The 13,884-nt window shown below is 52.1% G+C and carries 10 protein-coding genes and 1 pseudogene; 6 read left to right on the top strand and 5 right to left on the bottom strand.

The window, feature by feature from the left end; all coding sequences use genetic code 11:
- The first annotated feature begins 20 nt into the window (after positions 1-20).
- The 3 genes from J7445_RS08340 to J7445_RS08330 all read left to right on the top strand — a co-directional run bounded on the left by J7445_RS08340 (position 21) and on the right by J7445_RS08330 (position 3,028).
- Positions 21-1,202 (top strand): glycosyltransferase, encoded by a 1,182-nt coding sequence (locus J7445_RS08340; RefSeq protein ID WP_070654893.1) that lies wholly within the window; start codon positions 21-23, stop codon positions 1,200-1,202.
- Positions 1,203-1,326: 124 nt separating this feature from the next.
- Positions 1,327-2,331, top strand: coding sequence for a tRNA dihydrouridine(20/20a) synthase DusA (gene dusA / locus J7445_RS08335; RefSeq protein ID WP_209282973.1), 1,005 nt, complete (start codon positions 1,327-1,329; stop codon positions 2,329-2,331).
- 85 nt (positions 2,332-2,416) lie between these two features.
- Positions 2,417-3,028, top strand: coding sequence for a phosphatase domain-containing putative toxin (locus J7445_RS08330; protein ID WP_197067789.1), 612 nt, complete (start codon positions 2,417-2,419; stop codon positions 3,026-3,028).
- Positions 3,029-3,415: 387 nt separating this feature from the next.
- Here the strand turns inward: J7445_RS08330 and cysE are convergent, their stop codons facing one another.
- Positions 3,416-4,234, bottom strand: coding sequence for a serine O-acetyltransferase (gene cysE / locus J7445_RS08320; RefSeq protein ID WP_003744668.1), 819 nt, complete (start codon positions 4,232-4,234; stop codon positions 3,416-3,418).
- 171 nt (positions 4,235-4,405) lie between these two features.
- On the opposite strand from cysE, the gene grpE reads away from it, so the two are divergent.
- The 3 genes from grpE to J7445_RS08305 all read left to right on the top strand — a co-directional run bounded on the left by grpE (position 4,406) and on the right by J7445_RS08305 (position 8,912).
- Positions 4,406-4,969, top strand: a complete 564-nt coding sequence (grpE, locus tag J7445_RS08315; RefSeq protein WP_425326066.1) for a nucleotide exchange factor GrpE — start codon at positions 4,406-4,408, stop codon at positions 4,967-4,969.
- 303 nt (positions 4,970-5,272) lie between these two features.
- Positions 5,273-7,204: a molecular chaperone DnaK gene (gene dnaK / locus J7445_RS08310; RefSeq protein WP_209282971.1), complete on the top strand. Its 1,932-nt coding sequence runs from the start codon at positions 5,273-5,275 to the stop codon at positions 7,202-7,204.
- A gap of 175 nt (positions 7,205-7,379) precedes the next feature.
- Positions 7,380-8,912 (top strand): helicase HerA-like domain-containing protein, encoded by a 1,533-nt coding sequence (locus tag J7445_RS08305; RefSeq protein ID WP_003765126.1) that lies wholly within the window; start codon positions 7,380-7,382, stop codon positions 8,910-8,912.
- Positions 8,913-9,486: 574 nt separating this feature from the next.
- Here J7445_RS08305 and J7445_RS08300 read toward each other — a convergent pair.
- The 4 genes and pseudogenes from J7445_RS08300 to J7445_RS08290 form a co-directional block, all read right to left on the bottom strand.
- Complete coding sequence (locus tag J7445_RS08300) at positions 9,487-10,494, bottom strand: IS5 family transposase (protein ID WP_209282970.1); 1,008 nt, start codon at positions 10,492-10,494, stop codon at positions 9,487-9,489.
- A gap of 76 nt (positions 10,495-10,570) precedes the next feature.
- Positions 10,571-11,266 carry a DUF4145 domain-containing protein gene (locus tag J7445_RS08295; RefSeq protein WP_244969471.1) on the bottom strand — a complete coding sequence of 232 codons (696 nt, stop codon included), beginning with the start codon at positions 11,264-11,266 and terminating at the stop codon, positions 10,571-10,573.
- An 82-nt stretch (positions 11,267-11,348) separates the two neighbouring features.
- Positions 11,349-11,459 (bottom strand): annotated as a pseudogene (locus tag J7445_RS12575) (IS5/IS1182 family transposase); the annotation flags it as partial.
- Between the two features lie 174 nt (positions 11,460-11,633).
- Positions 11,634-13,670, bottom strand: a complete 2,037-nt coding sequence (locus tag J7445_RS08290; protein ID WP_209282968.1) for a M3 family metallopeptidase — start codon at positions 13,668-13,670, stop codon at positions 11,634-11,636.
- Positions 13,671-13,884: the final 214 nt, after the last annotated feature.

Below are 13,884 nucleotides of genomic sequence, written 5' to 3'. Positions count from 1 at the left end.
ATTATTACGAAAGTTTTTTCATGCACGTTGCCGTTATTCCTTCTTGGTATCCCAAAACTGAAACCGATGTGGACGGAATCTTTTTCCGTCTTCAAGCACAAGCCTTGCAGCGAAAAGGTTTGAAAGTCGGGGTGATTGCGCCGATGTTCCGCTATCTGCGCGTCCATACCAAATCCATTTTTACCGGTCCGTACGGCATTCGGAAACACAATCAGGGCGGATTGAATACCTACGCTTACGACAGTATGTATTTTTTCCCCCGTTTCCCTGTCGTCGATTTGGACCGCATCCGCTGGGTGCGCGCGGGTATGAAGGCATTTGCGCGATATGTGCGTGAAAACGGCCGCCCCGATATTGTTCATGCACATTCCATGAACTACGCGGGTATCCTTGCCTACGAAATCTATAAGACTTACGGTATTCCCTACGTCATTACCGAACACAGCAGCACCATTACCCGCAACCTCATACGGCCTCACCAATGGCCGATCATGCGCCTCGCTGCCGAACATAGTGCCGCGCGTTTTGCCGTCAGCCGCGACTTCAGCCGTCTGCTGAAGGAAAAATACGGTTTGGAATGGGAATACCTGCCCAACGTACTGGGCGACAATTTCGCAAGGGATTTCACGTTTCCCGATAAAGGAAACCAAGACTACACCTTCTGTACCGTTTCGCATCTGCGCCATCTGAAAGGGCATGACCTCCTGCTGCCGGCCTTTGCGAAGGCATTGGAAAAATATCCTTTCCTCAAATTGAAAATCGGCGGGGACGGCGTGGAAGCCGCCAATTTGCGACGTTTGGCACAAGAGTTGGGCATTACGCATGCCGTCAGCTTCCTCGGCGCGCTAACCACGGACGAAGTATTGGATTTGATGCGCCAAAGCGACGCTTTCGTCCTTGCCAGCCGCACGGAAACCTTCGGGGTCGTGTTTATTGAAGCGTTGTCTCAGGGCTTGCCCGTCATCGCCACCATGTGCGGCGGTCCGCAATCCATCGTTACGCCCGAGAACGGTATTTTGGTGCCGACCGAAAATATCCCCGCACTTACCGATGCATTGATTGAAATGTATGAAAATCGCGAACGCTTCGATCATGAAAAACTGCGTCAAGATTGTTTGGCGGAGTTTAGCGAGGAGGTTATCGCCTCAAGCTTAATCCGCACATTTGAAAAAATCGTCGTAGAAAAGCAAAAGCAACCTTAAGCTTTGCTATAAAGCCAATCTGACGCATCGGTTTTCCGCCGTCCCGCCATCCGTTTAATCCGTTTCCTTGTCAGACGACCTTCAAGAACAAAGGTCGTCTGAAACACTGTTTACACACTACATAATGTCTCAAACCAACCTCCCGCCCCGCCGCCTTTCCGTTGCCCCCATGCTCGACTGGACGGACCGCCACTACCGCTACCTCGCCCGCCAGATTACCCGCAACACATGGCTTTACAGCGAAATGGTCAATTCCGGTGCCATCGTTTATGGCGACAAAGACCGCTTTTTGATGTTCAACGAAGGCGAGCAGCCCGTCGCCCTGCAACTGGGCGGCAGCGACCCGTCCGATTTGGCGAAAGCGGCCAAAGCCGCAGAAGAATACGGCTACAACGAGGTCAACCTCAACTGCGGCTGCCCCAGCCCGCGCGTACAGAAAGGCTCGTTCGGCGCGTGTCTGATGAACGAAGTCATGCTGGTTGCCGACTGCCTCAACGCCATGCAGGACGCGGTCGGCATCCCCGTTACCGTCAAACACCGCATCGGCGTCGACAGGCAGACCGAATACCAAACCGTCGCCGATTTCGTCGGCACGCTGCGCGACAAAACCGCTTGCAAAACCTTCATCGTCCACGCCCGCAACGCATGGCTGGACGGCCTTTCACCCAAAGAAAACCGCGACGTTCCGCCGTTGAAATACGATTACGTTTACCGCTTGAAAAAAGAGTTTCCCGATCTGGAAATCATCATCAACGGCGGCATCACCACCAACGAAGCAATCGCCGGACACCTGCAACACGTTGACGGCGTAATGGTCGGACGCGAGGCGTATCACAACCCGATGGTCATGCACGAATGGGACAGGCTGTTTTACGGCGATACCCGCAGCCCGATTGAATACGCCGATTTGGTGCAGCGCCTCTACACATACAGTCAAGCCCAAATCCAAGCCGGACGCGACACAATCTTGCGCCACATCGTCCGCCACAGCCTCGGGCTGATGCACGGCCTGAAAAACGCCCGCACCTGGCGGCGTATGCTTTCCGACGCGACGCTGTTGAAAGACAACGACGGCAGCCTGATTCTCGAAGCATGGAAAGAAGTCGAGCGGGCGAACGTATGGGAATAAAAGCGCGGTTTTCTTAAACATCAAACACGTCGTCTGAAAACAGATTCCTTTTCAGACAACCTTTTTACCTTTTTAATCTATCCCTATGATGAAACGAACCATACCGATTATCTTCTCAGCCTTCCTGCTTGCCGCCTGCCAAGCCTCGTCCACTCAAGAAACACGAACCATGAATACCCGACTTTGGGCAGTATCTGTCAAGCAAGATGCCAACCTTTACCGTATCGATGACAAACTCTACCGCAGCGAACAGCCTGTTCCCGAGGACGGCGAAACTATTTCGCAGCAGGGTATCAAAAGCGTCGTCAATCTGCGCTTTTTCGACCGCAATGACGACGACTATCTCAAGCAATACGGCATCAACATCATCAACCGCCCACTGTTGTCGTGGAATGTCAAACCTAAAGACATCGCCGAAATCCTGTACCTGATTGAAAAGCAGCAACAAAACGGCGCAGTCCTCATCCATTGCTACCACGGTGCCGACAGGACGGGGCTGATTGCCGGAATGTACCGCATCCTTTACCAAGGCTGGCAGATTGAAGAGGCAAAAGCCGAAATGCAGCACGGTCCCTACGGTTATCACAGCATTTGGAAAAATATCGCCAACCTGTTTACCGAAGCAAAAGTACAGGAAGTCAAAAACCATTTGGAACGCCTGCGCAGCAACGAACGGAATGCAGTATCGGGGCAATAACGCTGACTTATATAGTGGATTAACTTTAAACCAGTACGGCGTTGCCTCGCCTTGCCGTACTATCTGTACTGTCTGCGGCTTCGTCGCCTTGTCCTGATTTAAATTTAATCCACTATGCATCCAATACCGACTCTGGCTGCCAAGCTGATTTTTAGAGACAACATATTTATTGGTGCATCATTCCCGCTCAGGCGGGAATTCATCGGAAATCTTCAATTCAAAATTAGATTCAATCCTATGAGGAATGGCGGTTAATAGCGGGTGTCGTATCAAAAAAATAAGCAAAATAAGCGTGTCGTCCGTATAGAAAAAAGTCGTCTGAAAACCTTATCCATCAGGTTTTCAGACGACCTTTTCGTATCTGCGGTCTTAATCGGGCAATTCAATTCAAATCACAAAATCCATTGCCACGCCCTGTAAGCTTTGGTCCATATCCGCCGCCGGGGTTTTGACCGAACGTCCCACCGGTTTGGCAGGTACGCCGACGACGGTAATCGAAGACGGTACGTCTGCAACGACCACGCTGCCCGCGCCGATTTTTGAGTTGTCGCCGATGCGGATGTTGCCCAATATCGAAGCATTCGCGCCGATCATCACGCCGTCGCCGATTTTTGGGTGGCGGTCTCCGCATTCCTTGCCCGAGCCGCCAAGCGTTACGCCGTGAAGGATGGAAATATTGTTGCCCAACACGGCGGTCTCGCCCGCTACAAAACCAGTGGCGTGGTCGAGCATCAGACCGTGACCGAAACGGGCGGCGGGATGAATATCGACGCCGAACACTTCCGACATACGGTTTTGCAGGAAATACGCCAGCGTTTTGCGGCCGTTTTGATAGAGCCAGTGGTTGATGCGGTGCGCCTGAATGGCGTGAAAACCTTTGAAATACAAAAGCGGCAGCGAATATTCGTCGCACGCGGGGTCGCGTTCGTAAATGGCTTTCAAGTCTGCCTCGACGCAGTTGCCGATGCGCGCGTCGCTGCCCAATGCCTGCTGGTAAATTTCAAACAAGGCGCGCACGTCCATAATCGGGCTGCCAAGTTTGCTGGAGAGGTGGTAGGCGAGGACGGAATCGAGCGAATCGTGGCGCAACACGGTTTGGTGCAAAAAGCTCGCCAACATCGGTTCGGCTGCGGCTGCGGCTGCGGTTTCTTCGCGGATGGTGTGCCAGAGATTGAAATCGGTTGTGTTCAGGTGGTCTTTTTTCATATCGGAGGTCGTCTGAAAACAGGATGGTATCGGCGTATCTTACCTTTTATCAACGATTTGCGATAGCGCATTGAGGAATATGCTTATGATGGTTTCCGTGTGCTTGAAGTTTTTTCAGACGACCTTATATAAAGTAGCATTCGATTCAAACCATTCCAAAGGATGCACGAAATGAGCGAACATCACGAACAATATCAACACGAAACCGAAGAGGCGGCAAACGCAGAAGCTGCCCAAACCCCCAATACCGAACAACCCGAAGCTGCCGAACCGCCGACTTACGAAGAATTGCAGGCGCGTATCGCCGAGTTGGAAGGACAGCTGAAAGACAGCGAGCTGCGCGGTCTGGCGAACGAGCAAAACCTGCGCCGCCGCCATCAGCAGGAAATTGCCGATACGCATAAGTTTGCCGGACAAAAATTCGCCGCCGAAATGCTGCCGGTCAAAGACTATCTCGAAATGGCACTGCTCGACCAAAGCGGCAATTTCGACGCGCTGAAAATGGGTGTGCAGATGACGCTGAACGAATTGCAAAAAGCGTTTGACGCCACGCACATCAAGGAAATCAACCCGCAGCCCGGCGACAAACTCGACCCGCACCAGCATCAGGCGATGCAGACGGTCGTCAGCGAGCAAGAGCCGAACACCATCGTCAGCGTCATGAAAAAAGGCTACACCCTGTCCGACCGCGTATTGCGTCCCGCGATGGTAGTCGTGGCGAAACAAGAATCCTGAAGGCACCGCTTGATAAAGTTTATCAAGCATAAAATTTTCAGACGACCCTTCCCAGTTCCTCAGCCTTCAATCCCGCTTTTGGAAAATCATTCCGATGATGCCCAATCGGAAAACAAAGATAAGGTCGTCTGAAAAACAAAATACCTACCTGTGGATAAATGGTTTAATCCGTTGAGTTTTATATTTAAAAAATTTCAACAAAGCCCTTGAAAAAATATCGGGCAACCCTATTTACAGGTCAACGGAACAAAATGTTCCACACGATTATTAACTTAGAAAAATCTTTTTAGGAGCAACATCAATATGGCAAAAGTAATCGGTATCGACTTAGGTACAACCAACTCTTGTGTATCCATCTCTGAAAACGGTCAAACCAAAGTTATTGAAAACGCAGAAGGCGCACGCACTACGCCGTCTGTCATCGCTTATCTGGACGGCGGCGAAGTCCTCGTCGGCGCACCCGCCAAACGCCAAGCCGTAACCAACGCTAAAAACACCATCTACGCTGTAAAACGTTTGATCGGTCATAAATTTGAAGACAAAGAAGTCCAACGCGACATCGAATCCATGCCTTTCGAAATCATCAAAGCCAACAACGGCGACGCATGGGTGAAAGCGCAAGGCAAAGAGCTGTCCCCGCCGCAAGTTTCCGCAGAAGTCCTGCGTAAAATGAAAGAAGCCGCCGAATCTTACTTGGGCGAAAAAGTAACCGAAGCCGTGATTACCGTTCCGGCCTACTTCAACGACAGCCAACGTCAAGCCACCAAAGACGCAGGCCGCATCGCCGGTTTGGACGTAAAACGCATTATCAACGAACCGACTGCAGCCGCTTTGGCATTCGGTATGGACAAAGGCGACAACAAAGACCGCAAAGTAGCCGTATATGACTTGGGCGGCGGTACCTTCGATATTTCCATCATCGAAATCGCCAACCTCGACGGCGACAAGCAATTCGAAGTATTGGCAACCAACGGCGACACCTTCTTGGGCGGCGAAGACTTCGACCAACGCCTTATCGACTACATCATCGCCGAGTTCAAAAAAGAACAAGGCATTGATTTGAAACAAGACGTGATGGCATTGCAACGCCTGAAAGAAGCTGCCGAAAAAGCCAAAATCGAATTGTCCAGCGGCCAGCAAACCGAAATCAACCTGCCGTACATCACCATGGACGCAACCGGCCCGAAACACTTGGCAATGAAAATTACCCGCGCCAAATTCGAAAGCCTGGTTGAAGACTTGATTGCCCGCTCTATCGAACCTTGCAAAATTGCATTGAAAGATGCCGGCTTGAGCACCAGCGACATTGACGACGTAATTTTGGTCGGCGGTCAGTCCCGTATGCCGAAAGTACAAGAAGCCGTTAGAGACTTCTTCGGCAAAGAACCGCGCAAAGACGTGAACCCTGACGAGGCCGTTGCCGTAGGCGCAGCGATTCAAGGCGAAGTGTTAAGCGGCGGCCGCAGCGACGTATTGCTGCTGGACGTAACCCCTCTGTCTTTGGGTATCGAAACCATGGGCGGCGTGATGACCAAGCTGATTCAGAAGAACACAACTATCCCGACCAAAGCGTCGCAAGTGTTCTCTACCGCCGAAGACAACCAAAGCGCAGTAACCATCCATGTACTGCAAGGTGAGCGCGAACGCGCTTCCGCCAACAAATCTTTGGGGCAGTTCAATTTGACCGACATCGCGCCCGCACCGCGCGGCATGCCGCAAATCGAAGTAACCTTCGACATTGACGCCAACGGCATCCTGCACGTTTCCGCCAAAGACAAAGGCACAGGCAAAGCAGCCAACATCACCATCCAAGGTTCTTCAGGCTTGAGCGAAGAAGAAATCGAACGCATGGTGAAAGATGCCGAAGCCAATGCCGAGGAAGATAAAAAACTGACTGAATTGGTCGCTTCCCGCAACCAAGCCGAGGCCCTGATTCACTCCGTGAAAAAATCTTTGGCGGACTACGGCGACAAACTCGACGCAGCTGAGAAAGAAAAAATCGAAGCCGCGCTGAAAGAAGCCGAAGAAGCCGTGAAAGGCGACGACAAAGCCGCCATCGATGCCAAAGCCGAAGCACTGGGCGCAGCCAGCCAAAAACTGGGTGAAATGGTTTACGCGCAAGCACAAGCTGAAGCCCAAGCAGGCGAAAGCGCACAAGCCGAACCGTCTTCCGCCAAGAAAGACGATGACGTGGTAGATGCCGACTTTGAAGAAGTAAAAGACGACAAGAAATAATTGAGGTCGTCTGAAAAAGCACGAATCGAAAGGTTCGCGCTTTTTGTTTGAATTATTTATAGTAAAAGGTCGTCTGAAAACTTTTCAGACGACCTTCTGCCTATCTGTTGCCCTGTGTGTGGAAACATAAGAAAATAGCCTTATTTTTCAAACCATCCAATCAAAGGAAACCTTCATGACGACATTCCCCATCGCGCGCGCGGGCGATAAGACACTTGAAATCCAAGGCAAAATGGCGAACCGCCACGGCTTGATCGCCGGTGCGACCGGTACGGGCAAAACCGTGACCCTGCGCCGTATGGCGGAAGCCTTCAGCAGCGAGGGCGTTCCCGTATTTTTGGTTGACGTCAAAGGCGATTTGTCGGGCATCGCGCAAGCGGGTGCCGCCAGCGGCAAGGTGGGCGAACGCATTGCCGAGTTTGGCTTGGGCGAGCAATGGCTGCAAAGTTTCCCCGTGCGCTTTTGGGATGTTTACGGCGAAACCGGCATTCCGGTACGCGTAACCGTTTCGGAAATGGGCCCGCTGCTGCTGGCGCGTTTGATGAATTTGAACGATACGCAGGAAGGCTTGTTGAACCTTGTGTTCAAAGTCGCCGACGACAAAGGCTGGCACATTCTGGATTTGAAAGACTTGCGCAGTATGCTGAAACACGTTTCCGACCACGCTTCGGAATACCGTACGCAATACGGCAATGTCTCCGCCGCCAGTATCGGCGCGATTCAGCGGCAGCTTTTGACGCTGGAGAACGAAGGTGCGGAAAAATTCTTCGGCGAGCCGTCGCTCAACCTGCAAGATTGGATGCAGACCGACAACGGCAAAGGCGTCATCAATATCCTCAATTCGGAAAAACTGATGCGTTCGCCGCGCATGTACAGCGCGTTTTTGCTGTGGATGTTGGCGGAGTTGTTTGAAACCCTGCCCGAAGTCGGCGATTTGGACAAACCGAAATTCGTGATGTTCTTCGACGAAGCGCATTTGATGTTCGACAACGCCGCCAATGCGCTGGTGGAGCAGGTCGAACAAGTCGTGCGCCTGATCCGTTCCAAAGGCGTGGGCGTGTATTTCGTGACCCAAAACCCGCTCGATTTACCCGACACCATCCTCGGACAGCTCGGTAACCGCGTGCAACACGCCCTGCGCGCCTTCACGCCGCGCGACCAAAAAGCGGTTAAGGCCGCTGCCGAAACGTTCCGCAGCAATCCGAATATAAAAGTTGCCGAAGCGATTGCCGAACTGGGCGTCGGCGAAGCACTCGTTTCCTTCCTTGACGAAAAAGGTATGCCCGAGCCGGTAGAACGCGCGCTTGTCCTGCCGCCGCAATCGTCCTTGACCCCGCTTGCCGCAGAAGAGCGCAACCGCTTGTTCCAAAACGATGATTTGTATCCGACCTATAAAGACATGGTGGACAACTATTCCGCCTTTGAAGCCTTAGCCGAAGCCGACAGTCAGGCTGCGGCGGAGAAAGAGGCGGCAGCGGCGGCAAAAGAGCAGGAAAAAGCGCAGAAAGCCGCTGAAAAAGAAGCTGCCAATGCCGATCCCGGCATACTCGGCGGACTGCTCGGCGGCTTGAGCGGCGGACGTAAAAAGTCAGGACAGGGCTTGGGCTACAATGTCGCCGACGCCATCGGCAGCCAAATCAACCGCCAAGTGACCAACGCCATTTCCCGCAGCGTGATGGGCATTATTAAAAATATGTTTAAAAAATAAGGCGTAAAAAGAAGGCAAAGGTCGTCTGAAAGCCTGACAATCGGTTTTCAGACGACCTTTTATAGTGGATTAACTTTAAACCAGTACGGCGTTACCTCGCCTTGCCGTACTATCTGTACTGTCTGCGGCTTCGTCGCCTTGTCCTGATTTAAATTTAATCCACTATATATTAATTCAAAAAATATACCGTCATTCCCGCGCAGGCGGGAATCCAGACTTGTCTGCATAGAAACTTATCGGGTAAAACGGTTTCTTTAAAGCTACTTTGATTCCCGCCTGCTCTATTTTTACATTAACCTTGCCATCCGATCTGTGTAAGTCTGATTCTCGACTCAGACAGTTTAATACGTTTGGAATCCTCATAAAAAAGGTCGTCTGAAACTTTCAGACGACCTCTAATATTTTTGAAAATTGAAATGAAAAAACTGAGACCTTTGCAAAAAAGCCCTTTCCCCGACAGCCGAAACCCAAACACAGGTTTTCGGCTGTTTCTGCCACTAATTGCTCCTGATTTTACCCAAATACCCCCTTAATCCTCCCCGGATACCTGATAATCAGGCATCCGGGCCGCCTTTTAGGCGGCAACAGGCACACTTAGCCTGTTAGCCGCTTTCAACAGGTTCAAACACATCGCCTTCAGATGGCTTTGCGCACTCACTTTAATCAGCCCAAAATAGGCTGCCCGGGCGTAGCGGAATTTACGGTGCAGCGTACCGAAGCTTTGTTCGACCACATAACGGGTCTTCGACAAATATCGGTTACGTTTGGTTTGCACTTCCGTCAGCGGACGGTTGCGGTGGGCTTTGCGCATAATGCCGTCCAGCAACCGATGGTCTTTCAGATGTTGCCGGTTTTCCGCACTGTCGTAGCCTTTGTCGGCATAGACGGTTGTGTCTTTGGCTATTCCTTCCAGCAAAGGCAACAGGTGGTTACACTCATGGGTATTGGCGGGGGTGATGTGCAGTTTCTCGATATAGCCTTCCTCATCGGTACGGGTATGTTGTTTGTAACCGAGTCTGTAGAGGCCGTTTTTCTTTGTCCAACGGGCATCTTTGTCCTTACTCGGTGTGGTTTGGCCGCTGACTTGTCCTTCTTCATCGACTTCTATAGCCTGACGCTGTTTGCTGCCGGCAGTTTGAATAATGGTGGCGTCAATGACGGCGGCGGATGCTTTCTCTACTTTTAGGTTTTTTTCGGTCAGTTGGCAGTTAATCAGTTCCAGCAATTCGGACAGGGTGTCGTCTTGCGCCAGCCAGTTGCGGTAGCGGCATAAGGTGCTGTAATCGGGGATGCTCAGTTCGTCAAAGCGGCAAAACAGGTTGAAATCGATGCGGATGATGAGGCTGTGTTCGAGTTCGGGATCGGAGAGGCTGTGCCATTGTCCGAGCAGGACGGCTTTGAACATGGACAACAGGGAATAGGCGGGACGGCCGCGGTGGTCTCGGAGGTAACGGGTTCTTTGACGATTCAGGTACTGTTCGACCGGCTGCCAATCAATCACTTGATCCAACTTCAATAGTGGGAAGCGGTCGATGTGTTTGGCAATCATGGCTTGTGCGGTTTGCCGGAAGAAGGTGCTCATGAGAAATCCCCTAAATGTCTTGGTGGGAATTTAGGGGATTTTGGGGAATTTTGCAAAGGTCTCAAACTACCTGCCGTTACTTTTGAGTAGGTGGGGCGGAAGGATTTTGTTCCTGATTTTGCAAGTTTCTTTTATCTTTCTCTTCTGCGGCGTTTCTTGCTTTTTCGGGCATTAGTTGGTAGAGCTCGTCCAGTTCTTTCGGTTCGGTAATCGCTTTCTTCACAATGAAATTGATTAGGTCGAACATTTTCCCGGCAGCCCTATCAAAATCTTCATCTGAAATTTGACCGGGATGTACGGCATTATTTCCGGTAATACGCAAAGTATCGGCAACTTTGACAACCTGTCCTGAGAATACGCCTTTTTCAACCAGCGACCTGATGTCGGTATTGATGTTTTTTCCTTCTTCTCCCAAATGAATACATAATTTTTGCAAGCCTAAACGCAGTAATGCTGCTGCCCCTCGAGGGGATTTGATGAAAATTCGGGCAGCTTCCTCGTAATCTTTTTTGACATCTTCGGGCATATCTTCGGCAGGAAGTGGGGTAGATCCGAAATCAGGGTAGAGCATTTCACCCAAGAAAGAGTCTTCAAAAGATTTCCAAAGACTGATTTGTTTACAATGTGGGCAAAGTGCACACTTATATGGAATCGCTGTTAGATCGTATCTGCGATCTTGATATATACCAATCCATTGCATATACGCATATGCCCCGCAATGCGGGCAATTAAAAGCCTCTTTATGAAATTCAGGTGCTGCGTATGTTGTCATTTCTGACATCTCCCTATCAGTATTTATTGATTTCGATAAAGGTCGTCTGAAAACTTTTCAGACGACCTTTTATAGTAAATTTCAAATATAGTGGATTAACTTTAAACCAGTACGGCGTTGCCTCGCCTTGCCGTACTATCTGTACTGTCTGCGGCTTCGTCGCCTTGTCCTGATTTAAAGTTAATCCACTATAAAAAACATCTTCGCCGTCATTCCCGCGCAGGCGGGAATCCAGACCTGCCCGCACAGGAACTTATTGGATAAAACGGTTTCTTTAACTTTACGATCCGGATCCCCGCCTGCGCGGGAATGACGGTTCAGGTATTTCTATATCGAATCCGCTATATTTTTAATATCAACCTTACTATCAAGCCGCGTTGTCGAAGCCGCTGTGGCGCAGCAGTGCGTCTATGCTCGGTTCGCGTCCGCGGAAGGCCTTGAAGGATTCTGCCGCGCTGCGGGAGCCGCCGACGGCGAGGATTTCCTGCCAGAAGCGTTTGCCTGTGGCGGCAACGTCGTCGCTTTCTTCAAAGGCGGCGTAGGCGTCGGCGCTGAGGACTTCCGCCCATGCGTAGCTGTAATAGCCTGCGGAGTAGCCGCCGGCGAAGATGTGGCCGAAGCTGTTGGCGAAGCGGTTGTATTCGGGCGGTTGGATGACGGCGACTTCTTTGCGCACGCTGTCTAAAACCTGTTGCCAGTTTTTCAGACGGCCTTCGTTGTCTTCGCTGTAAATGGTCATGTCAAAGAGGGCGAATTCCATTTGGCGGACGAGGAACATGCCGCGTTGGAAGTTTTTGGCGGCGAGCATTTTGTCGAAGAGTTCTTTCGGCAGGGGCTCGCCGGTTTCTTCGTGGGCGGACATTTGTGCCAAGACGTCGTATTCCCAGACGAAGTTTTCCATAAACTGGCTGGGCAGCTCGACTGCGTCCCACTCGACGCCGTTGATGCCGGATACGCCCAGTTCGTCGACTTGGGTGAGCAGGTGGTGCAGGCCGTGGCCGGTTTCGTGGAAGAGGGTGAGGATTTCGTCATGGCTTAAGCGGGCTTCTTTGCCGCCGACGGGCGGGGTGAAGTTGCAGACGAGGTAGGCGGTGGGCAGTTGCAGCGTGCCGTCGGCGAAGCGGCGGCGGCCTTTGTAGTCGTTCATCCACGCGCCGCCGCGTTTGCCTTCGCGGGCGTAGAGGTCCATATAGACGCCGCCTATGGTTTTGCCGTTTTGCTCCAGCTCGAAGTAGCGCACGTCTTTGTGCCAGACGGGAACGGTTTTTTCGGTGAATCCGATGCCGTAGAGTTTTTTGATTTGGGCGAACAGACCGGCCAGAACTTTGCTGACGGGGAAGTATTTTTTGACTTCGGTTTCGCTGAATGCGTATTTGGCTTCGCGCAGTTTTTCGCTGGCGTAGCTCAAGTCCCACGGCTGCGGGTCGGCGAGGTTCAGGCGTTCGCGGGCGAAGGCTTTGACTTCGGCGAGGTCTTTTTCGGCGTAGGGTTTGGCGCGGCGGGCGAGGTCGTGCAGGAAGGTGAGGACTTGTTCGGGGGTGTCCGCCATTTTGGTTGCCAGCGATAGTTCGGCGTAGTTTTTGAAGCCGAGCAGTTTGGCGGTTTGCAGGGCGTTTTCGAGCGTGCGGTCGATGTTGGCGGTGTTGTCGAATTTGCCGTCGTCTGAAAGTTCGCTGGCGCGGGTAACGTAGGCGCGGTAGATTTGTTCGCGCAGTTCGCGGTTGTCGGCGTATTGGATGACGGCGAGGTAGTGCGGAATCTGCAAACCGATTTTGTAGCCTGTTTTGCCTTCGCTTTGCGCAGCGGCGGCAAACATGGCGAGCGAGTCTTCGGGGATGCCGGCAAGCGGTGCGGCGTCGTCGAAGTAGAGGGCGAAGGCGTCGGTCGCGTCTAAGACGTTTTGCGAGAATTTGGCGGAGAGTTGCGCGCCTTCGGTTTGCAGTTGCGCCAGTTCTGCCTGCTGTTCGGGCGGCAATTCTGCGCCACTGAGGACGAAATCGCGCAGGTCGTGGTTGAGCTTGGTTTTTTGTGCGGGGGACAGGGTGTCGAACTCGGGGGAGTTTTTGATGGTTTTGAAGCGGTTGTACAGCTCGATGTCTTGTCCGATTTCGGTGAAGAAGATGGTGATTTCGGGCATCAGTTCGTTATAGACGGCGCGCAGTTCGGGCGTATCGACGACGGAGTTGAGATGGGACACGACGCCCCAAATCCTGCCGACGCGCTCGGTGATGCCGGTCAGACGTTCGACGGTGTTCGCCCAGTCGGTGTGCGTTTGGGCTTTGACTTCGGCAATCTGCGCGCGCGCTTCGGCGATGGCGGTTTGCAGGGCAGGTTTGATGTCGGCGGTTTGGATGGCGTCGAAACGGGGTTCTTCGCCCAAATGGAGCAGTACGTTGTCGGTCATAGATGGGATTCCTTTGTGTGGGTGGCGGGGTCGGACGGAGGTCGTCTGAAAAATGGCTGCCGCCTGAGTCAATGGGAAAATGGGGATAATGTGTGTCTAGGGTTTTAGGTTTGCCGTTCGGGCGAACCGATTGTGTTTTCAGACGACCTGTTTGGATTCGGGGTCGTCTGAAAACGACGGGGCAAACAATAGGGGAGATATAGTGCCATCGCGT

This window comes from Neisseria sicca (assembly GCF_017753665.1).
GTDB classification, from domain to species: Bacteria; Pseudomonadota; Gammaproteobacteria; order Burkholderiales; family Neisseriaceae; genus Neisseria; species Neisseria flava.
This window is presented reverse-complemented; position numbering and strand designations above follow the sequence as displayed.